General features: G+C 74.5%; 19 protein-coding genes, 1 tRNA gene and 1 pseudogene. 11 read left to right on the top strand and 10 right to left on the bottom strand.

Annotated elements, in window-relative coordinates:
• The first annotated feature begins 21 nt into the window (after nt 1–21).
• The gene (locus AB0H75_RS23785; protein WP_367799475.1) at nt 22–672 is read left to right on the top strand and encodes a hypothetical protein; all 651 of its coding nucleotides are present in this window, start codon (nt 22–24) and stop codon (nt 670–672) included.
• An 11-nt stretch (nt 673–683) separates the two neighbouring features.
• Here the strand turns inward: AB0H75_RS23785 and AB0H75_RS23780 are convergent, their stop codons facing one another.
• Both AB0H75_RS23780 and AB0H75_RS23775 read right to left on the bottom strand, forming a co-directional pair.
• A complete protein-coding gene (locus AB0H75_RS23780) occupies nt 684–1,211 on the bottom strand; it encodes a cysteine dioxygenase family protein (RefSeq protein ID WP_367799473.1) in 528 nt (175 codons plus the stop codon).
• Nucleotides 1,208–2,104 (bottom strand): amidohydrolase family protein, encoded by an 897-nt coding sequence (locus AB0H75_RS23775; protein WP_367799471.1) that lies wholly within the window; start codon nt 2,102–2,104, stop codon nt 1,208–1,210. Before AB0H75_RS23775 ends, AB0H75_RS23780 begins: the two co-directional genes overlap by 4 nt.
• 201 nt (nt 2,105–2,305) lie before the next feature.
• Here AB0H75_RS23775 and AB0H75_RS23770 point away from each other — a divergent pair, with 201 nt between their 5' ends.
• Complete coding sequence (locus AB0H75_RS23770) at nt 2,306–3,298, top strand: LacI family DNA-binding transcriptional regulator (RefSeq protein ID WP_367799469.1); 993 nt, start codon at nt 2,306–2,308, stop codon at nt 3,296–3,298.
• An 84-nt stretch (nt 3,299–3,382) separates the two neighbouring features.
• Here the strand turns inward: AB0H75_RS23770 and AB0H75_RS23765 are convergent, their stop codons facing one another.
• From AB0H75_RS23765 to AB0H75_RS23755, 3 genes are all read right to left on the bottom strand, one after another.
• On the bottom strand, nt 3,383–4,306 hold the full coding sequence (locus AB0H75_RS23765) for an aminoglycoside phosphotransferase family protein (RefSeq protein ID WP_367799467.1): 924 nt from the start codon (nt 4,304–4,306) through the stop codon (nt 3,383–3,385).
• 135 nt (nt 4,307–4,441) lie between these two features.
• Entirely contained in the window at nt 4,442–5,788 is a 1,347-nt protein-coding gene (locus AB0H75_RS23760) for an aromatic amino acid ammonia-lyase (protein ID WP_367799465.1), read from the bottom strand.
• A gap of 10 nt (nt 5,789–5,798) precedes the next feature.
• Nucleotides 5,799–6,179 carry a phage holin family protein gene (locus AB0H75_RS23755; protein WP_367799463.1) on the bottom strand — a complete coding sequence of 127 codons (381 nt, stop codon included), beginning with the start codon at nt 6,177–6,179 and terminating at the stop codon, nt 5,799–5,801.
• Between the two features lie 134 nt (nt 6,180–6,313).
• Between AB0H75_RS23755 and AB0H75_RS23750 the strand changes: the two genes are divergently transcribed.
• On the top strand, nt 6,314–6,583 hold the full coding sequence (locus AB0H75_RS23750) for a hypothetical protein (protein WP_367799461.1): 270 nt from the start codon (nt 6,314–6,316) through the stop codon (nt 6,581–6,583).
• Nucleotides 6,584–6,636: 53 nt separating this feature from the next.
• Here the strand turns inward: AB0H75_RS23750 and AB0H75_RS23745 are convergent, their stop codons facing one another.
• Both AB0H75_RS23745 and AB0H75_RS23740 read right to left on the bottom strand, forming a co-directional pair.
• Nucleotides 6,637–7,413 carry an FAD:protein FMN transferase gene (locus AB0H75_RS23745; protein WP_367799459.1) on the bottom strand — a complete coding sequence of 259 codons (777 nt, stop codon included), beginning with the start codon at nt 7,411–7,413 and terminating at the stop codon, nt 6,637–6,639.
• Between the two features lie 50 nt (nt 7,414–7,463).
• A complete protein-coding gene (locus AB0H75_RS23740) occupies nt 7,464–8,168 on the bottom strand; it encodes a hypothetical protein (protein ID WP_367799458.1) in 705 nt (234 codons plus the stop codon).
• Nucleotides 8,169–8,219: 51 nt separating this feature from the next.
• Between AB0H75_RS23740 and AB0H75_RS23735 the strand changes: the two genes are divergently transcribed.
• The 7 genes and pseudogenes from AB0H75_RS23735 to AB0H75_RS23705 all read left to right on the top strand — a co-directional run.
• Nucleotides 8,220–8,612 (top strand): OsmC family protein, encoded by a 393-nt coding sequence (locus AB0H75_RS23735; protein WP_367799456.1) that lies wholly within the window; start codon nt 8,220–8,222, stop codon nt 8,610–8,612.
• Nucleotides 8,613–8,917: 305 nt separating this feature from the next.
• Nucleotides 8,918–9,844 (top strand): nucleoside hydrolase, encoded by a 927-nt coding sequence (locus AB0H75_RS23730; RefSeq protein ID WP_367799454.1) that lies wholly within the window; start codon nt 8,918–8,920, stop codon nt 9,842–9,844.
• A gap of 59 nt (nt 9,845–9,903) precedes the next feature.
• Nucleotides 9,904–9,977 (top strand) — tRNA-Lys (locus tag AB0H75_RS23725).
• Between the two features lie 346 nt (nt 9,978–10,323).
• On the top strand, nt 10,324–11,379 hold the full coding sequence (locus AB0H75_RS23720) for a hypothetical protein (RefSeq protein WP_367799452.1): 1,056 nt from the start codon (nt 10,324–10,326) through the stop codon (nt 11,377–11,379).
• A gap of 60 nt (nt 11,380–11,439) precedes the next feature.
• Entirely contained in the window at nt 11,440–11,697 is a 258-nt protein-coding gene (locus AB0H75_RS23715; protein ID WP_367799450.1) for a DUF1876 domain-containing protein, read from the top strand.
• A gap of 57 nt (nt 11,698–11,754) precedes the next feature.
• A complete protein-coding gene (locus AB0H75_RS23710; RefSeq protein ID WP_367799448.1) occupies nt 11,755–12,612 on the top strand; it encodes a DUF4429 domain-containing protein in 858 nt (285 codons plus the stop codon).
• Between the two features lie 58 nt (nt 12,613–12,670).
• Nucleotides 12,671–13,201 (top strand): annotated as a pseudogene (locus AB0H75_RS23705) (phospholipase); the annotation flags it as partial.
• A gap of 33 nt (nt 13,202–13,234) precedes the next feature.
• Here the strand turns inward: AB0H75_RS23705 and AB0H75_RS23700 are convergent.
• The 3 genes from AB0H75_RS23700 to AB0H75_RS23690 all read right to left on the bottom strand — a co-directional run bounded on the left by AB0H75_RS23700 (nt 13,235) and on the right by AB0H75_RS23690 (nt 16,991).
• A complete protein-coding gene (locus AB0H75_RS23700) occupies nt 13,235–14,332 on the bottom strand; it encodes a winged helix DNA-binding domain-containing protein (protein WP_367799446.1) in 1,098 nt (365 codons plus the stop codon).
• An 86-nt stretch (nt 14,333–14,418) separates the two neighbouring features.
• Nucleotides 14,419–15,969: a clostripain-related cysteine peptidase gene (locus AB0H75_RS23695; RefSeq protein ID WP_367799444.1), complete on the bottom strand. Its 1,551-nt coding sequence runs from the start codon at nt 15,967–15,969 to the stop codon at nt 14,419–14,421.
• A complete protein-coding gene (locus tag AB0H75_RS23690; protein WP_367799442.1) occupies nt 15,969–16,991 on the bottom strand; it encodes a hypothetical protein in 1,023 nt (340 codons plus the stop codon). The genes AB0H75_RS23695 and AB0H75_RS23690 overlap by 1 nt, the downstream gene beginning before the upstream one ends.
• A 160-nt stretch (nt 16,992–17,151) precedes the next feature.
• Here AB0H75_RS23690 and AB0H75_RS23685 point away from each other — a divergent pair, with 160 nt between their 5' ends.
• Complete coding sequence (locus AB0H75_RS23685; protein ID WP_367799440.1) at nt 17,152–19,938, top strand: AAA family ATPase; 2,787 nt, start codon at nt 17,152–17,154, stop codon at nt 19,936–19,938.
• Nucleotides 19,939–19,978: the final 40 nt, after the last annotated feature.

The following is a 19,978-nucleotide window of genomic DNA, read 5'->3' as shown; positions in this document are numbered from 1 at the left end:
TTGGGAGGAAGGGGTCCCCGCGTGCTGACCGAGACGCTCCGGCGCATCGCCGGCGAGCGCGGCGGTGTCATCGGCGTCGAGCCGGCCCTCGTCATCGAGCCGGACGAGAGCTGGACGCCGGTCACGGAGCTGATGCGGGAGCCGTACACCCTGCTGGACGAGCTGATCGAGGAGACGGCCGCCCGCTGGAACGCGCCGCGGCACGTCGGCGCGGCGCTGTTCTGGAAGACCTTCGGCTACTGGCACACGCTGCCCATGGTGCTCGGCTGGGCGCTCGACGGGCGGGTGCCGGTGATGCCGCTGCCGGAGACGTACTTCAGGACCTCCGGCGCCGGGGTGACGATCGCCGCCACGAGCGTGAGCTGGCACGAGGGCGCCGGTGCCATCGCCGGGTCGCTGGCCGAGACGCAGCAGCCGCTGGTCACCGCGGTCAGCACCCTGGCCAAGGTGGGCGAGCGCACGTTGTGGGGCTCGACGGCCGAGGCGTTCGCCCACCCGCTGACCTCCATCGTGCGCGGCGACTACATGGCGCTGCTCAGGCAGGTCGGCCGGCCGGTCGACGGGCTGGTCGAGCCGGCCGGCGACGGCTACTTCCGCAGGACCTGCTGCCTGTGGATCGCGCTCCCCGACGTGGAGCCCTGCGGAAGCTGCTGCGTGCTGCGGCCGCGCTGAGGCGCCCGCCCTCAGGCCACGTCGAGGGGCCGCAGCTCGTCGGCGTAGCTGACCGACACGCGGCGCATCACGCCGGTGTCGTCGATCGAGTACTGCCCGAGCCGCCACAGGGGCGGCGAGTAGGCGTGGATGGAGACGCTGTGCTCCACCGCGCCGCTCAGCCGGTGGATGTGGTCCGGCCCGAACGAGAACGACTGCCCCTCCGCGACCACCGTCTCCAGGTGCTCGCCGCCGATGCGCGGGTTGCACTCCAGCAGCGCGCCCTGCACCACGTGCACCGCGCCCGAGGAGATGTCGTGGTCGTGCCAGCCGGTGTCGTCGCCGGGGCGCCAGCACAGCACCCACACGTCCACGTACGCGTCGCGGTGCAGGGAGGCGTAGTGCCGCCCGCCGTCCTCGGGGAAGTCCACCAGCCCGCGCCACTCCTGCGGGCGCTCGGCCAGCCGGTCCACCAGCCGGCGCAGCTCGCGCCGGTCGAGGGTGCGCTCGGGCAGGGCGGCACAGGTCTCCACGTCCTGCTGGATCTGGTCGGTGCTCACGTACGGATCTCCTTCCTTGCTGTGGGATCGGTCGCCCTGTGCCGCGCGCCCAGCAGGCGGCGGGGGTTGGTCACCCGGATGGCGTGGGTGGCGGCGGCCCCGAGTCCGGGGTCCGGCGCGGTGGCGTAGGGAGCGTCGGAGCCGTTGACGACGACGTCGATCCCGAGCTCGCGGACGACCGCGTCGATCGCGCGCGGGCCGTAGGAGGAGGTCTCCACGAAGAAGCCGGGGTCGACCAGGCCGCGGCCGGAGCCGCCCCTCGCGATCAGGCGTTCGGTGTGCAGCGGCGCGAGGCCGGCCAGCAGCGCGAAGCACACCCGCAGCCGCGGGTGCCGGGGCCGGACGACGGCCCGGAAGCGGTACCACGCGGCGTGCATCTGCTGCACGTACGGCACCACCGCGGGCCACCAGGCGGGCGCCCCCGCCGGGACGCGCGCCGGGCCGGGGTGCACGAACAGCGGCAGGTCCCGGTCGGTCAGCACCTCCAGCAGCCGGTCGTCCGGCTCGGCCGTCGCCGGGATCTGCAGGCCGGCGCAGCCGCGGTCGAGGTCCTTAGCCAGCCGGTCGGGGTCGGGCTCGCTGTGGCAGGTGGCCGCCCAGACGCCGAACGGCTCGCCGAGCGCCAGCGCGCCCTCGTGGTAGGCGTCGAGCAGCGGCCAGGACTCCTCGGGCGGCAAGAACTCGGCGCCGAGCGGGCTCGACAGCGACACCAGCGCCAGGTCCAGGCCGGTGGTGTCGCGGTGCTCGTGGTGGGCCGGGTCCACCTCGTACGGCGGCTCGCCGTCGAGGAGCAGCGTCCAGCCGTCGAGGCGGGGCGGCGCGGTCCTGGCCCGCAGCGCCGCGACGAACGAGCTGGTCCACAGATGCTGGTGCACATCGACGGCACCGTCCACGATCACACCTCCCTGCATTCCCTACTAGTATTACATGCAAAGACTCTACACTGCGGAATCGAAGATGTGAAACGCTTCAGTGATACGGTTCAGTGAACCGTTTCACCTCCGTCCTGTCAACGGCTCGCGCCTCCCGCGCGCAAGGCCGGCGGAGCCACCCGCGGGCACTTCTTTGTCAGTGGCAGGCAATAAGCTGACGGAATGCCTCGCAAGAGAGCGACGATCCGTGAGGTGGCCCAGGCCACCGGCCTGTCGCCGGCGGCCGTCTCCTACGCGCTGCGCGGCCTCCAGGTGTCGGAGGAGACCATGGAGCGCGTGCGCGCCGCGGCCGCCGAGCTGGGTTACGAGGCCGACCCCATCGCCAGGGCCCTGGCCAGCGGGCGCACCGGCATGATCGGCCTGCTCTGCGGCTCCCTGGAAGACCTCTGGCAGCAGTCGCTGGCGGTCGGCATCAGCAGGGGCCTGCGGGAGAAGGACCGCTACGCCCTGATCCTCGACGCGGTGGGCGATCCGGCCCGGGAGCGGGTCCTCGCCCAGCAGCTCCGCGACCAGCGGGTGGACGGCATGATCGTCCAGCCGCTCGACCCGGCGGCCGCGTTCTGGACCGAGCTGTGCGCGTCGCTGCCGGTGGTCGCCATCGGCGACTCGCTGCCGGGCACCGCCGGAGAGGTCATCTTCGACAACCGGCGCGGCGTCACCCTCGCCCTGGAGCACCTGCGCGACCTCGGCCACCGCCGCATCGCCGTCCTCACCCCCACCCGCGCCAGCACCCCCGACCGGCCCGCCGACGTCCACGTCACGGCCGAGGCCGACCGGCTGGGGCTGGACATCGAGGTCGCCCCCGCCCAGCACGGGCCCGCCGGGGCCACCGCGGCCGCCCGCGAGATCCTGCTCGCCAGGAAGCCCAGCGCCGTCTTCTGCTTCGCCGACTCCATCGCCTACGGGGTGTACGCGGCGGCGCAGGAGCTGGGGCTGTCGATCCCCGATGACGTGTCGGTCATGGGCTACGACGACCACCCGATGTCGGGGCTGCTGACGCCGGGGCTCACGACGGTCGACTGGGACATCGACGGGATCGTCCGGGCGGCCGTCCGCCTCGTCGCGGCCGCCGCCGACGGGCCCGTCCGCCGCCGGCGTGTCACCCAGTCCCCGACCCTGCGCGAGCGCGGCTCCGTCGCCCGCCTCCTCCCCTGACCCGCCCGCGTCGCCCCGGTGCGCGGCGACGGCTCCCGGCCCCGTCCGTGTCCCTCCCGGGCGTGAGGGGGAGAGGGCGGGCGCTCACCAGCGGTGCGACAGGGCCGTGGCGATGGCGACCTGGGCGGGTTCCAGTGCCGTCCTGCCGTCCTCGACGTCCCACAGGGCGTTCTGCAGCACGCGGCCGAGCGTCCAGCCGACGGCTCGCTTCCGGTCCAGGCCGAGGGCCTCGGTCAGCAGGTCGAAGCGCCGGAGCACCGCGCGGGTCACGTCACCGGTGGCCTCCACCTCGTCCCACCGGTTGTCCAGGGCCGGCAGCAGCTCGAACCCCGGGTCGCCGGCCAGCGGTTCGGGATCGATCGCCAGCCAGGGCTCCCGCTCTCCGGCCAGGACGTTGTCGTAGTGCAGGTCCCAGTGCAGCAGCCGGTCGCCGGCTTCGCCGGCCAGCTCGGCCACGGCGGCCGCGCAGGTGCGCACCAGCCGCTGTTCGGCGGGGTCGCGCAGGGCCGGCACCGCCCGCGGGGCCTGGTCGAGCATGGCGGCGGCGAGGTCGGCCAGCCTCCGCAGGCCCTGCGGGGCGGGCACCGAGGTCAGCCGTGCCATCAGCTCGGCCAGGATCCGCAGGGCCGTGGTGTCGTCGGGGACCGAGGACAGGGGCCGGGTCGCGTCCAGCCGCTCCAGCAACTGCGTGGCGCTGCTCTCGTCATGGTCGAGCAGGCGCACGATGCCGTCGCCGTTCCACGCCCGCAGGCCGGTGGCCGTGCCTGCGGTCTCCTCCCGGAGCTGCTGAAGCTTCAGGACGGCGGGAGTGCCGTCGGACCGGAGCACGGGCAGGACCAGCGACGCCATGCCGTAGGCGGGCGGGCCGTCAGGCCGCAGCTCCCACCGGTCGAGGAACTCGCCGCCCAGCCGGGGCAGCTCGGCGATCCATGCCCGCGCCTCGGCGCCGTGCGCGCCGTAGGACGCGGCGAACGCGTCCGGAACGTCGATGGAGATCGACTTGGTCATGGAAAAGTCTCCTTCGTCAGCTCAAGGTCAGGTGCGAGGAACGAAGGAGACGGCGGGGGTGCCCGAGTGCCGGGCAGGCGTCAAAGCATGCCCTCACCCTACCCGGGAGTGATCATGACTCGCCGGCCGGCGCGCTCAGAGGGGTGGGTGGGGAGTGAGGGCGCGCAGGGAGGCGGTGAGGTCGGCGGTCAGGGGGTGGCCGGGGGGCTGCGGGTGCAGGGCGCGGGTGGCGGCGGCGTGCTCGCAGGCCAGGACGATCGCCAGCGGTTCGAGGCAGCGCAGGGCGTGGCGGGCGGCCTGGGTGGCGAAGCCCGCGTGGTCCTCGACGCCCAGTGAGATGACCGCGGTGCCCGTCGTGACCGGGTTCGCCAGGTGGCGCAGCTCGGCCAGGGCGTCCTGGGCCACGTACTCCAGGATCAGCGCCCCCGACGCCCCCGGCCGCTCGGCGAGGAAGCGGTGGCGGCCGGTGTAGGCCGGGTCCATGAGGGTGGCCAGGCGGGCCGTGCTGAGCTGGGCGGTCTGGGCGACCGCGGCGCGCAGGGCGTCCAGGGCGAGGGCGATCGGGGCGGTGTGGAAGTTGCCGTTGTGCCAGGCCAGGGAGCCGGCGAAGAGCGGGTTCTCGGCGGCGGCGTTGAGGTCGGTCTCGACGGCGGCGGCGGCGCGGCCGAGCGCGTCCACGGCGGCGCCGTGCACCTGGGCGAAGGCGCGGAAGCCGTACGGGTCCTGGACGCGGGCGGCCGAGGCGCGGGCGAGCAGGCCGCGCAGGCGGTCGGCGACGGCGGCCTGGCCGGGATGGGGGCGGGCCTCCTGCACGGCGGCGGCCAGCGGCTCGGCCGAGGCGTCCACGGCGGTGAACGACAGGGCGGCGACGTCGACGGCGGCGTCGAGGAGCGTCCGCAGGCGGTGGCAGGCGAGCGCGGCGTCGGCCAGGGTGGCGGCGTTCGAGCTGATGAACGGCAGCGCGTCGCCCGAGGCGAGCGGGAACCGGGGCTCCGGCGCGGCGGCGGTCGCGGGGTCGTGCCGCCAGGGCAGCTCGCCCAGCAGGCACAGGGCCGTGGTGGCGAGGGCGGCGAGGTCGCCGGTGCCGATGGCGCCGTACGTCCGGACCGGCGGGGTGAAACCGTCGTTGACGGCCCGCGCCAGGACGGGCAGGACGGCCGGGTCGAGCCCCGAGCCGCCGGCGAGCAACTGGTTGAGCCGGACCGCGAGCATCGCCCGCCCGCGGGCGGCCGGGATCTCCGGCCCGGCTCCGACGGCGTGGCTGCGCAGCAGGTCGAGGCCCGGCTCCTGGAGCGGGACGTCCCGGTTGGCGCCCAGGCCGGTGCTGCGCCCGTACACCGGGCTGGTCAGCTCCTGGGCGGTGACCCACGCGGCACGGGCCCGGTCGAGGGAGGCGATCGCGACCCGGGCCCCGCCGTGGGCGATGTCGTGGACCTGCGCGCAGGTCAGTCCGGTGCCGTCGAGCGGCACCACGTCCGGCACGGGAGGGATGTCAGTCGCCGTCAGGGATGATCAGCCCCAGCAGCCAGCTCACGACGCTCACGATGATCGCGCCCCAGAACGCCGCCGGATAGAAGTTGTCCACGTGGAAGGGGATGTCGAACTGGCCGGAGATCCAGCTGGTCAGCAGGAGCATGGCCGCGTTGATCACGAGCAGGAACAGGCCCAGGGTCAGGACGATGATCGCGCAGCCGAGCGCCTTGACGATGGGCCGCACGATCGCGTTCACGATGCCGAAGATCAGCGCCACGAGCACCAGGACTCCCCAGTACCTGGCCGAGTTCGTGGGGGCGTTGACGTCGATGCCGGGCACGAACTGGATGGCCACCCAGAGAGCCACGGCCGCCGCGAGGGTTCTGATGATGAATCTCACGCTGATTGATCCTCCCACTTGTGATCGGCGCTGCGATAGGGCCGTCGGTCACTACGTGCCCGGTCGTCACTCTTCGTAGTCACCGGTTATCGCCGCCCCGGCGGGGGGAAGAGGCGTGCGGGGAAGGGAGCGACATGAATGTGAACGAGCTGGAGGCTCTGCCGGCGCACGAGTTGCACGATCGGGCGGTGCGGTACGCCGTGCGCCACGGCGACCTGGGCTTCCTGTGGGATCTGCTGAAGGTCATCCCGGCCGCCGAGGCGGCCGCCGGGCACGAGACCGACGCCGACCTGACGAAGGTGTCGGCGCTGCTGTCCGACGCCATCGCGGCCGGCGAGGGCGAGCTGGGCGAGGCACTGCGCCCGGTGTACCTCGAATACCTCCGCGAGCACCCCGAAGCCTGACCTCCGGCGCCTGACCCCGACACCCGAGCGCCGGGTCCCGTCCGGCCGGTCGTTCAGCCGGCCAGGCGGGACTCGGCGCCGTAGTGGGCGGCGAAGCCCGGCGTGGTGAACTCCTGGCCGTCGCGGCTGACGATCAGCGTCTCGTACGGCTCCCGCGCGGCGAGCCCGGCGGCGAAGCGGCGCCCGAGGACCGGGCCCATGGCGTACAGGGCGGTGGCGTAGGCGTCGGCCTGCCCGAGGTCGGGGCCGAGCACCGTGACGAAGCCGACCCCCTCCTGGGCCTCGCCGGTGCGCGGGTCGAGCACCCGGGTGCCGCCCGAGGTGGCGATGCCCAGGTTGTTGGCGAGGACGACCTTGCGGACGACGTCCCTGCGCGGGTCGCGGATGCCGACGCGCCAGGGCTCGCCGGGGGCCGCCGAGCCGCGTACCCGGATGTCGTTGCCCGCCGTGATGCGGTGATCGACGGCACCGGCCGTGACCAGGGCGCGGGACAGCCGCTCCAGCGCCCAGCCCTTGATGTAGCCGGAGGGGTCGATCACGCCCTTGATGCGGGCCTCGAACCAGCCGCCGGTGGCCTCGCTCAGCTCGTCGCAGCGGTGCAGGACCTCGACGAGCTCCGGGATCTGCCGGATCGTGCGCCCGTGGTTGAGCCGGTCGATCTGGCTGCCCGGCCTGCCGGGGTCGAAGGTGTCGGCCACCCAGGTCAGCCAGGCGAACGCGTCGTCCAGCAGGGGCGTCAGCTCGCGGGCCGGCAGCGCCGTACGGATGTCCACGCTCACCGGCAGGCCGGAGATCACCTCGACACGAGCGGTTCCGGGGAAAGTCGTCACCTTGCCTCCTTGTCCACCGACCACAGTGGCAGGTGGTACGTATGGTGGGACTAAACCCGCTGCCCCGAGGTGAAGTGGATCCGCGCCTTCGGGACGGCCAGGCGCGACAGGGCGCCGCCCACGTACCTCTGGAACCGCCGCGGGCCGGCCACCACCACCGCGCGCTCGCCGATGTCGGGGATCTCACGGCTCAGCCCGGAGGCGCTGACCCGCTCCTTGGCCCGCGGGTCGTGCTCCGCGCCCTCGACGAGGATGAGCCGGTGCCGGGCCGCGAGGTCGCGCAGCTCGTCGGTGACCCGGTCGGTACGGTAGATCGCGACCGTGTCGGCGGCGGCGCCCGCCAGCCGGGCGCGCAGGGCGGCCGGGTCGAGGCCGGTGGCGATCAGCAGGGTGCCCTTGGCGGCGGGCGGCACCTTATGGCTCCGGACCGCCATCGCCGCGGCCATGACGTACAGCAGGAACGAGCCGACCCGGCTCAGGCCGGTGACGTACGCGGGCGAGGCGAACTGATGGGCGACCAGCAGCGCCCCGGCGAGGTAACCGCCGAGCCGCAGCCGCTGCCTCGCCTCCTCCGTACGCAGGCGGCCGGCGACCTTGACGGTGAGCAGGCCGAGCGCGACCAGCAGCGCGGCGGCGGCGTAGGCCGTGGGCCGCCAGGGGTAGCCGAACCCCGGCTGGATCGCGCCGAACTCGGCTACCGCGACACCGCACCAGAACAGAACGGGACCGTGATGAGCATGCGCCTCGCTTGCCATGCCTCCACGATCCTGAACGAACATGAGAGGTTTCTGAGTAGGGTCTGAAACATGGCTAACGTACGTGTCGAGCGGACTGAGGACGGCGGATTCCGGGCCACCAACGCCCGAGGGGCCGAGGTGCGGATCGGCGGGGGCGACGACGAGGGCGCCTTCACGCCGGTGGAGCTGCTGCTGGCCGCGGTGGGCGGCTGCAACATCGTCACCGTCGAGCCGCTCACCGCTCAGCGGGGGCACCGGCTGGTCCGGCTGGCGATGACGGTGGAGTCGCAGAAGGTCGAGTCCAACAAGCTGGGCCCGGTGACGGTCACGTACGACGTGGAGCTGCCGTCGGAGGCGGCCGACGAGGTGTTCCGCGCGGTGGCCGGGCGGGTCCACGAGAAGTACTGCACGGTGAGCAGGTCGTTGCAGGAGGGGACGGAGGTCCGGCTGGAGCTGCCCTAGCCGGGGATTTCCCTAGTCGGATTAAACAGATATTCGACCCCGTTATGACGCGACCGTTGCATTCGTCTCGGTAGCGTTGTAGCAGGTCAGGAGCACAGCACTGGGTTGCTGACCGTACGACCTTCACCGAAGCGGACGCGGAGGGGGACCGCGAGCCGCAAGTGCGGGACCGCCGGTGTTTTTGGGGGAAAGCGCCGGCCTGGACCGCCGACGATCGGGCCGGGCAGATTTGGGGGAACTGCCCGGCCCGATCCATACCCCCGGCCGGGCGTCGTGCCGGGCAACGGTGCGTATCCTCCGTTCCCGTGAAGAAAGTTCTCATCGACTGCGACCCCGGCATCGACGACGCCCTCGCCCTCGCCCTGGCCGCCGGCTCCCGCGACGCCCTCGACCTGGTCGGCGTCACCACGGTCGGCGGCAACGTGGACCTCCCGCTGACCACGGCGAACGCGCTGGCCCTGCGGGAGTTCCTGGACCTCGGGGACGTGCCGGTCACCCCTGGCAGCGCCGGCGCGCTGCTGCGGCACACCGTGCGCGCCGACCACGTGCACGGCGCGAGCGGGCTCGGCGCCGTCGTGCTGCCCGCGCCGGTGCGCGAGCCGTCCGAGGGGCACGCGGTCGACTTCATCGTGGACGCGCTGCGGGCCGCGCCCGGCGAGATCACGCTGGTGGCCGTGGGACCGCTGACCAACCTCGCCCTCGCCGTACGCCGCGAGCCCAGGATCGTCGAGTGGGCCCGCGACCTGGTCATCATGGGCGGCTCCTACACGCGCGGCAACCACAACCCGGCCGCCGAGTTCAACATGCTCGCCGACCCGGAGGCCGCCGCGATCGTCTTCGGCGCCGGCTGGACGGTCACGATGATCGGCCTGGACGTGACCCTGACCGCCGTGGTGAACGCCGCCGTGCTGGACCGGATGCGGCCGCTCGGCAGGCTGGCGGAGCTGCTGGTGACCGGGGCGCAGTCGTACATGGCGGTCACGGCCGAGGGCGGGCCGGCCATCCACGACGCGTGCGCGGTGGCGTACACGCTGGATCCGTCCCTGTTCACCTGCGTGCCCGCCGTGGTCGACGTCGAGACGGCCGGTCTCTACACCCGGGGCATGACCGTCGTCGACTTCGACCTGGCCGGCCGCGAGCCGAACGCCCTGGTGGCGACCTCGCTGGACGTGCCCGGGTTCTGGGATCTGGTGATCGGGGCGTACGAGCGGCTGGCCGCCCGCCTCCGCTGATGCGCGGGCTCCCGTCGGTGTGCGGGCACTGCTCTGCGGCTGATACAGTTACTCCTGTTGCGCCGCTAGCTCAGTTGGTCAGAGCAGCTGACTCTTAATCAGCGGGTCCGGGGTTCGAGTCCCTGGCGGCGCACCCGATCAGAAAGCCGCCGGTCCGCGATTCCCGCAGGCCGGCGGCTTTCGGCGTTCCCGGGGCCCTGCGGCGTTCCTGGGGCCGTTTGGGGCGGTGGGCAGGCGGACCTCCGCCAGGAGGCGCGCGTACCGGCCGCCGCCCGTCCTGGCGCTCGGCACCGCCCCCGGACCCGGCGGACGATCTCTCGGTGGTCACGAGAAGGCAAGCCGACAAAGGGACGGGCTGATCACCCGGTTTTCACCGGATCGCCCGCGGACGATCGACGCAACCCGATCGTCCGCCGCTCGTTACCGGGTTCACCCCGAAAGAGCGCCGTACGTCACCTCTGATGTCGTAGCCTTCCGCAATGCTCGATCATTTCACCGATGAACTCCGCCGCGCCGTGGACGACCGGGACCCCGCACGCCTCCTCGACACGCTGCCGCGCCTGTACGGCGCCGCCCGCTCCGCCGACGGCCAGGCGCTGACGGCCACCCTGGCGCGGCTCGGGGACCTGTTCGAGCGGGTCCCCGTCCGGATCGGGGCCCGGCTGGGCGTGCTCTGCGGGGCGCTGGCCGAGCTGGGCGGGGATCCGGAGCCGGTGGCCGGGCCGCTGGTGGCCGAGCTGAGCGACTGCCTGGAGCTGGCCGGCGCGTTCGCCGCGCACTGGCGCTCGGCCACCGGCGGGGAGCCGCCCGAGCCGGTGGACGACGACCACGAGTGGACCGAGGCGGTCGCCGACCGGCTCACGGCCGCGCCGCTCACCCGGGAGGCCGCGGTGGAGCTGACCGACGCCTGGTCGCTGGCGCACCTGCGGGCCATGCCGGTGGTGTCGATCCTCCAGCTCTCGCCGCGGCTGCGGCACGCGGTGCCGGGCCGCGAGCGGCTGATCGCCGCCCTCGGGACGGTGCTGGACGAACGCCCGGACCTGGAGTCCCTGGCCGGGCTGCTGCGGGTGCTGGACAACGAGCGCCTGGTCGTGCTGCACCGGCCGACCGGCCGCGGCTACGAGGTGGTGATCGGCGGCATCGGCGACAACTTCCAGCTCCACACGCTGCTGGCCGACGCCCTGAGCGGCCCGGACGCCGAAGGACTGCTGGAGGGGGTCCGGCCAGACCCGGAGTGGGTGCGCGGCGCGGCCGACGGGCCGGTGGACCCGGGCGCGCCGCCGGTGCGCGGCCAGTTCAACCTGGTGGACGGGTACGGCAAGTGGGTATGGAACGAGGGCCGCCCGGCCGACATCCCCCGGCTGGACGGGGTCCGCGTGCTCGTCCTGGACCCGCCCCCGTACCAGCGGTCCTGGAGTCCCGGCCGCCTCTACCCGATGATGCGCGGCTCCGTCCGGCTGCGCCGGGTCCTGCCCGCCGACGAGGCCGCGGCCTGGCTGGCGAAGGTCGCCCCGGAGGCCGGGGTCCCGGCCTGACCTGGTCTCCTTTACCGCCCCGCGAGGAAGGAGGAAGCTCGGACGAGGGAGGTGAGCGGCGTGGAGTACAAGCAATGGAACGTGCAGATCTGGATCAGCGAGACCGATGACGACGCCCTGACCACGGCCACGGCGGTGCTGTTCACGCCGGACGGCAAGGGGCACGAGAGCGTGGGGCACGCCCGCCGCAACCCGGACGACCGGCCGGTTCCCGGCATCGGGGACGAGCTGGCCGTCGGGCGGGCACTGGCCGACCTGACCGCCAAGCTCATCGAGGACGGCGCGCGGGACATCGCCCAGCTCGCCGGCCCCGCCTGACCGGCCCCCGGATCCTTCCGGCGCGATCACGTCCCGGGCGTGTCCTAGGCTGAGGGCATGGCCGAGCTCGCCGTCCCGGACGGTTCGTGGACCTTCAACGGAGAGATCCTGCGCATCGTGCCCGGCAGCGGCAAGGACGTCCACGAGCTGCGCCGGACGTTGGGCGAGGTCGTGGTGCCGCGCGACGCCGTCGCCGGGCTGACCTTCGAGCCGGCCCGCAAGGGCGGGCACCTGCGCCTGCGGCTGCGCAAGGGGGCCGACCCGCTGGCCGACGTGGTGGCCGGCACGCTCGGGCCGCCCGCCGACCCCTACCGGCTGGCGGTCCCCAAGGCCCGCACCGGCGCGGCCGAGTACTTCGCCGACGAGGTCCGCGACACGCTGGAGATCTACCAGCCGCCCACCGGGCCCTGCGAGGACTACCTGCTGCCCGGCCCCGACGTGCCGATCTCGGCCACCGCGGGCGACGGCACGGCGATCTTCGACGGCGAGCGGGTGCGGCTGGAGTGGACCGGCTTCGCCGGCTCGGAGAAGGAGAAGGCGGGGCCGCAGGAGTATCCCCTGTCGGAGCTGACGGGCGTGGAGTGGAAGCCGCAGTCCGGCATGGGCTACGGCACGCTGCGCTTCCGGATCAAGGGCGAGGGCCCGGCGCAGTCGCCGCAGAAGGACCTGCGCTGCGTGTCGTGGGGCATCCAGCGCTTCGGCGGCGCGACCGCGCTGGTCGCGGCGGCGGTGCTGGCCCGCCTGCCGCGCGAGGTGCCCGAGCTGCCGCCGGCCCCGGCGCCCGGCGACGACGCGCACGACGCCGTGCTGCGGCGGCTGGCCGAGCTGGGGGAGTTGCACCGCGCGGGCGTGCTGACCGACGAGGAGTTCGCCTCGGCCAAGCAGGCCATGATCCGCCGCCTGCACGAAACCTGACCGCGGCGTTACCCGAGCCTCCGCCGTCCGGCGGCGACGCCGGGCGAACCTGGTGCGCATGCTCCTGGTTCGCATGGTCCCGGTCCGTATGCTCCCGGTTCGCAGGGTCTCGGTTCGCAGGGTCCTGGTTCGCAGGGTCCTGGTTCGCGGGGTCCGGCGGCGTCTCGCCGGGTTCGTCCTTCTCGCCGCCGTCCTGCCGGCCCTCGGGCCCTGGACGCCCGCCCACGCGGTGACGCTGGAGCAGAAGCTCGCCGTGCTCGCCGCGCTCACCCAGGCCACGGCGCCGAGCGCCGCCGCCTGGCGGACGGTCCTGGAGCACCGGGACGCCTGGACGGACTACGCCTTCGACTGGTCGAGCGACCTGTGCTCGGGCAGCCCCGACCGGCCGCTCGGCTTCGACTTCCGCCTGCCCTGCCGGCGGCACGACTTCGGCTACCGCAACTACGCGGCCCTCGGCCGGTTCGCGGAGAACAAGGCGCGCGTGGACGCGGCCTTCCACCATGACCTGCGGCAGGTGTGCGCCGGGTACGCCGAGGCGGCGGCCAGGCGGACCTGCGCCGGGCTCGCCTGGACGTACTACCAGGCGGTCCGGCGCTTCGGCGGCCTGGCCGCGCCCGGCTCCTCAGATCGAGGGACCGTCGGAGACGACGACCTCGTGCCGGTCACCGGGAGCCAGGAACTCCAGCAGCCGCCGCGCCTCCCGCTCCACCTCTCCTCCCGCCGCGACGGGCCGCCACTGGTGCACGCCGAGGGTGGCCACGCCGCCGGCGCGGCGGAACGTCCAGTCGCCGGCGGGGAAGCCGTCCACCAGGATCACCCGTGGCTGGACGTTGGTGCCCGCGAAGCGGGCCAGCATGCCGGCGCCCAGGTCGTCGATCACCCGTGAGCGGTCGGCGTGCGACAGGAACAGGTTGTCGAAGTCGTACATCAGCCGCACCGGCGCGGGGGTGTCCTCCGGCGGCCGGGGCGCGTCCGGCAGGTCGTACAGGACGCGGCCGGACTCGTCGCGGAAGCGCACCAGGTCCAGCGTCTCCACCACCTCGGCCAGCCGGGTGAGGCCCGACCAGGTCTGCACGTCCTTGACCGAGGCGGGCCCGAACGCCGCCAGGTAGCGCCGCACCAGCTCGCCCGCCGTCATCGGCGGCACCTCGAAGCCCAGCCACGACTCGGCGCTGGTGTGGGCGACCGGCCCGCTCCTGCCCCACACGCCGCGCGGCGGCACCTGCACCAGCGGCACCAGCCAGCGCACGCCCTGGCCGAGCGCGTGCGGGTCGGCCTCCGGCCACCGCGTGGCCAGCTCACGTCCCAGCTCGGCGAAGGTCATCGGCCGTGACTCCAGCAGCTCGCGGCCGACCTTGGCCAGCTCGTCGAGGTCCACCCCCGCCAGCCGCCGGCCGAACGTGCTGCGCGTCATGCGCTCGGTCACCGGCGCCAGCAGCGGCCGCATGGCCAGGCAGTCGCGGGCGCTGACGAGGTGGATGGTGGAGCGTTGCAGCGCGATGCGGACCAGCGCGCGCGAGGACAGCAGCTCGCCGGCCGCCACCGGGTCGAAGCCCTCGATCCGGCTCCACAGGCCGGTGTACCAGGTGTGCGGGGTCTGCGCCTGCAATCCGGCCAGGTGCTCGACGACGTCCACCACGTCCCGGTCGGTGCGCCGGAGCAGGAGCTGGCGGTCGAGGGTGGCCCGGTTGAGCGCCCGGCGGCTGATGAGGGGATCCATGAGGTCAACGGTAGGGGCTATTGCGGCCGGTCCCGTGCCGCAATAGCCCCCGGAGGCACCGGCGGGTTCGCGCCGGTGCGTGGCTCCTACCGGTTGATGGTGCGCGCGTTCGCGTACTCCTGGAGGAAGTCGCCCCACTCGGTGTGCCGGGCGAGGCCCAGCTCGGCGTAGGAACGGGAGATCGTGCGATCGACCGGGAAGTACGCCGACAGGCCGCCGCAGTGCTCCACCTTCCGCCCCTGGTGCGCCTCCTGGATGACGAACCCGCCCGGATGGTGCATGGCCAGCAGCTTGTCCGCCACCGAGGCCAGCGTCGGGTCGGTCCGCGAGTCGGCGACCAGCGCGAGGCACACCGTACGCAGGTCCACCAGCGACCGGTCGCCGGCGAACCGGACGGCGACCGACTGGACGCTGTCCACGACCGACCGGTTCAGGCGCACCTGCTGCCGCAGCGCGCCGGCCAGCGTGTGGAACTCCCGCATGAACTCCTCGATGCGGCCAGCGTCCATCGCGCACTGCGTGACCGTGTGCCGCGTGCCGCGGTAGTGGCCGGCGTACCGCTCGACGGCGACCCGGCCGAGGTCGCGGGCGTCCATGTGCGGCTCGGCGGCGAGCGCCGGGACGATCTCGGCGTACGGCCAGCCCCCGTGGGGCTCGGACTCCTCCGAGCCCACCACCACGGCGGCGTGGTCGCGTACCTCGTAGCAGACCTCCAGGGTGCCGGCCGGGCAGGCGTCCAGGCCCAGCAGGTCGAGCGGCCGGCCGAGGTCCTGCTGGAGGTGGGCCGCGAGCTTGCCCAGCTCGATCGTGTCCAGGACGCGGAGCGTGCCGTCGCCGGCCGCCGCCGCGCGCTCGTCCGCGCCGGGCAGCGTCAGCAGCCGCTTCACCGACTCGCTGAACACGGCCTTGGCGACCTCGGGGTGCTCGCCCAGCCTGACCAGCTCGGAGAAGGTCGGCTCCTCGCCGGGCATGGCCATGCGCGGGGTGCGCCGCACGTAGCCGGACTCGACGTCGTGCCCGACCCGGCGGCCCCTGGTCTCCTGGTAGAGGCGGTCGAGGTCGTCGGCCCGCCGCCCGGCGCCGTGGTTCCAGAGCACCAGCGCGTACCGCTCGGCGGGCGCGCGGCCGGCCGCCCAGCGGGCGAACGTGCGTACCGTCCTCGGGTCGCCGGGGTCGGTGGCGGAGGGCAGCTCCTCGACCAGGTCGCGGTCGCGGTCCGGGCCCAGCAGCAGGTGCCTGGCCCGGCCGCCGGCCTGCCGGGGCCTGACGAAGACGGCGATCCGCACGCCGTCCCGCGCCGGCACGGCCCGCAGCTCCTCCAGGTCGCGGCCCGCAGCGTCGGACAGGTCGTTGTCGCCCATCAGGTGGACCATGAAGGTCCACCCGCCGCGCTCGCCCCGCCGTGCCTCCGGCCGCTCGCGCGTCCACGGCGCCTCGCCGAGCGCCCGCCAGGTCTCCGGCCCGGCCACGCCGTCGGCCGGGATGCCCTCGCGCTGCTGGAGGCTCAGCAGGGCGCCGTACGTCGAGCCGCCGAAGTACCCGTCGGCCCGCAGCCGGTAGCCGCGCGAGCGCAGCAGCTCCTGCAACCGCCGGACCTCGTCGCCTGTGCTGCCGAGCCGCAGCGTGGGCCCGGTCATCAGTCCGCCGCCCAGTGGAAGGTCAGGCACTTGGCGTCCGGCGACAGCTCGCCGATCGGGATGACGTACATCGGCGTGCGGACGCCGAACATCTGGGCCTTCCACAGCACGACGTTCCCGCCGGACCGCACGGACCTGGAGTCGAAGCGCGCGTGCGGCTCGGCGTCGGTCGCGGTGAAGCAGATCTCCTGGTCGCCCTCGCCGGTGACCTGCACGCCCTTCCACCACAGCGCGTGCGGGGCCGTGCTGATCCGCACCTCGGTGGTGCCGGGCGGGGCGGCGCTCTCGATCAGGTGGACGACGTCGCCGTCGGGCAGCCGGTGGGCGTGGACGAGGTCGTTCCTGTCGATCCTGGCGAGGTCGAGCATGCCGTGACCGGGCACCCGCTCGTGGCGGACCGGGGCGCGCTGGTCGCCGTGCACGATGGCCAGCAGGTCGGGCAGCCTGGTGATGACGGCGGGCAGCATGGCCTGCAGGAGCGGGCCGAGGTAGCGCTGGTTCAGCTCGCGGTCGGTGACGCGTACCGGGTGGCCGGCGCGTACGCCGTGCACGCTCTGGAGCAGGCCCGGCAGGACCTGCGTGACGATGGGCGTGATCGTGCCGACGAGCTGCGGCACGAACTGGGCGAAGCGGTCCTCCTCGTTCTGGTCGATCTCCGGCTTCGGCGGGCCGAACGACAGCAGCTGCTCCACCAGCGGCGGCGTGACGGCCTGCACGACCGGCATGAGCACGGCCGCGACGTCCATGAAGGAGCGGTCGGCCAGCATCCGGGCGTAGGACTCGGGATCGGGGTGCCGCTGCCGCACCGGGTGCTGGTACTCCATGTGCCGGTGCTCCATCCGCGGCCCCGCAGGCAGCCGGCGCGGCTGGGCGCCGAACTCGTCCGCCGCCTGGTGGGTCAGCTGGAGGCCCTGGAGGATCACGGGGAACAGCGCGTCGAGGATCCGCGCCTCCGTACCCCGCTGCTCCTCTGCGATGTAGGACGGCATGATGTTCTCCCGGCTCTTGGGGCTTTCGTCCACGTTGGACGGTATGAACGCGCCCTGCCGGGAGCATCAGGAATCGCCCTGGGGATTACCCCGGGGCGACGCCCTGATGACGGCGGGACCTGACTCGGGTCAACGCGGGCACTGGACGGTCGCCGGACCAAGGAACACGATGAATCGGTCAGGGGAGGAGTCCATGACAGCCCGCGCCCTCCGCAACGGACCCGAGCGCTCCCGGGACGAGCAGTTCGTCGGCCGCAGCCGGGAGCTGGCGGTTCTCCACGCCCAGCTCGTCCGCGCCGGCGAGGGCCGCTCCGGCCTGGTGGTGCTGGAAGGGCCGGCGGGGATCGGGAAGACGGCGCTGGCCGGGGAGTTCCTGTCGGCCATCGAGAACGCGCTCGTCCTGGACGTGAGCGGGGAGGAAGGGGAGGCGGAGCTGCCGTACGGGGTGCTGGGCCAGCTCGCCCCCCAGGTGGACCCCTTGCCCGAACCACTGGCCCGCCTGGCCGCCCCGGGCGCCGGGTGCCCGGACCCGCTCGCGGTGGGAGCCGCGCTGCTGGAGCTGCTCGGGCGGGTGCAGCGCGGCACGCCGGTCGTCATGGCCGTGGACGGGGCCGGATGGGCGGACCTGCCGTCGCTGCACGCGCTGACGTTCGCGTTGCGGCGGCTGCGTACCGATCGGGTGCTGGCGCTGCTGATCGTCAGGGAGAGCGACGACCCGCGGCTGCCCGAGGGGCTGCGGCGGCTGCTGCGCAGCAGCGCCGCGCTCCGGCTGCCGCTCGGCGGGCTGAGCGCGCGCGAGCTCCAGGCGCTCAGCGCCCGCATCGGCCCGGTCCGGCTGACGCCGCGGGCCGCCGAGCGCCTGCACGAGCACACCAGGGGCGTGCCGCTGCACGCCCGCGCGCTGCTCCAGCAGGTACGCGCCGAGACCCTGGCCGACGTGGACGCCCCGCTGCCCGCCCCCCGCGCCTACACCACGCTCGTCCTCGACCGGCTCGGCCGGTGCGGCCCCTCGGCGCAGCGGCTGCTCACCGCCGCCGCCGTGCTCGGCACCCCCGCGCCGCTGCACCTCGTGGCCGGCGTCGCCGAGCTGGCCGAGCCGCTGCCCGCGCTGGAGCGGGCGACCGGCGCGGAGCTGCTGGTGGAGTGGCGGACCGGGGCCGGTGTCTCGGTCGGCTTCCCCAACCCGCTGGTCCGGGCGGCCATCTACCACGACCTCGGCCCCGCCACCCGGCGCGGCCTGCACCTGCGGGCCGCCGACCTGGTGGACGACGTCGTCCAGCGCCTGCACCACCGGCTCGCCGCCGCCGACCAGGTGGACGCGGAGCTGGTACGGGAGGTCGCCAGGACGGGGCGGCGGCAGGCGGCCGCCGGGCACTGGCCCAGCGCGTGCGGCTGCCTGACCCGGGCCGTCCAGCTCACCGGCGAGGGCCCGGACCGCGACCGGCTGATCGCCGAGGCGGTCGCCGCGCTGCTCGCCGCCGGCCGCCCCGCGGACGCGGCCGCCCTCGCCGCGCAGCTCGCCCCGGCCGCCGACCCCGCGGTACGCGGCTACGCGCTGGGGTCGGTGGCCCTGGTGGCGGGGCGGCTGGAGGAGGCCGCCCGGCGGCTGGACGACGCCTGGGCGCACGCGGGCGACCCGTCCTGGTCGGCGGGGATCGCCGCCCGCCAGGCCCTGGCCTCCCTGCTGCGCGGCGACGCCCCCGCCGCCGTCCTGTGGTCCGACCGGGCGGACCGGGTTGTACCTGACGCCGCTCTCCCCGAGGGCGGGGCGGGCGCGGGGGACGGCGGGCTGGTGCGCTTCGCCCGGCTGCTGGGGCTCGGATGGGCCGGGCGGCTGGAGGAGGCGTACGCGCTGTGCGCGGGACTCGGGACGCCGGGGCAGGCCGAGCCCGGGGAGCTGGACGCGCTGCTCGGGCGGGGTGTGCTGCGGCTGGCGACCGACGAGCTCGGCGGCGCCCACGGCGACCTCGGCGGGGCGCTGGCCGCCGGAGCCGGCGCCTCCGCGGCGTTCCAGCTCCTGGCCGCGACCGGGGTGGCGCAGGTGGAGTACCGGCTCGGGCGCTGGGACGAGGCCGCCGCGCACGCCGAGCTGGCCGCGTCCACCGCCGACGACCTCGGCCAGGTCTGGCTGGCGAGCTACGCCCACGCCGTGGCCGCGCTGGTCCCGGCCGCCCGGGGCGAGTGGGACCGGGCGGCGGCGCACGTCCGGGCCGCCCGCGCCGCCTGCCTGCCCGGCAACGTCCCCGCCCTGATCGCCGCGGCGGTCGCCGACGCCGTGACCGCCGCGGCCCGGGGCGACCACGAGGCGGTCGTCACCGCCCTCACGCCGCTCACCGGCGCCCGCCTGCCCGGCGGGACCGCCGTCGCCCTGTGGCGCACGCTGCTCGCCGACGCCCTGGTCAGCGCCGGGCGGCTGGAGGAGGCCGAGAAGGCGCTCCTGCCGTGCGAGCCGCCGGCCCTGGACGGTGAGCGCCGCGGCGTCCTGGCCGCCGCCGCCCGCGCCCGCGCCGGCCTGCTGGCCGCCCGGCACGAGCCGGCCGAGGCCGAGACCCTGTACCAGGTCGCGCTCGGCCACTCCGCCAAGCTCGACCGGCCGTTCGAGGAGGCCAGGATCCAGCTCGCGTACGGGACGTTCCTGCGCCGCAGGGGCCGCCGGGCGGCCGCCGCCGAGCAACTGGAGGCGGCCCAGCTCACGCTGTCGAGGCTGGGCGCGCTGCCGTACCTGGAGCAGTGCGACCTGGAGCTGGCCGCCAGCGGCCGCGCGGTGCTGCGCCCCCAGGACACCGCCAGGCTCGGCCTGACGCCGCAGGAGCACACGGTGGCCGTACTGATCAGCAAGGGGCTGACCAACCGGCAGGCGGCCCGCAAGCTGGTGCTGAGCGTCAAGACGGTCGAGTACCACCTGAGCCACATCTACACCAAGCTCGGGATCACCTCGCGCACCGCGCTCATCGGCCGGCTGAGCGAGCTGGGCGAATGACCGGCGCCGATCATCCCGGATGACGGGAGCGGCGCCCCGG

The organism is Nonomuraea sp. NPDC050783, assembly GCF_040802095.1.
GTDB lineage: Bacteria > Actinomycetota > Actinomycetes > Streptosporangiales > Streptosporangiaceae > Nonomuraea.
This window is presented reverse-complemented; position numbering and strand designations above follow the sequence as displayed.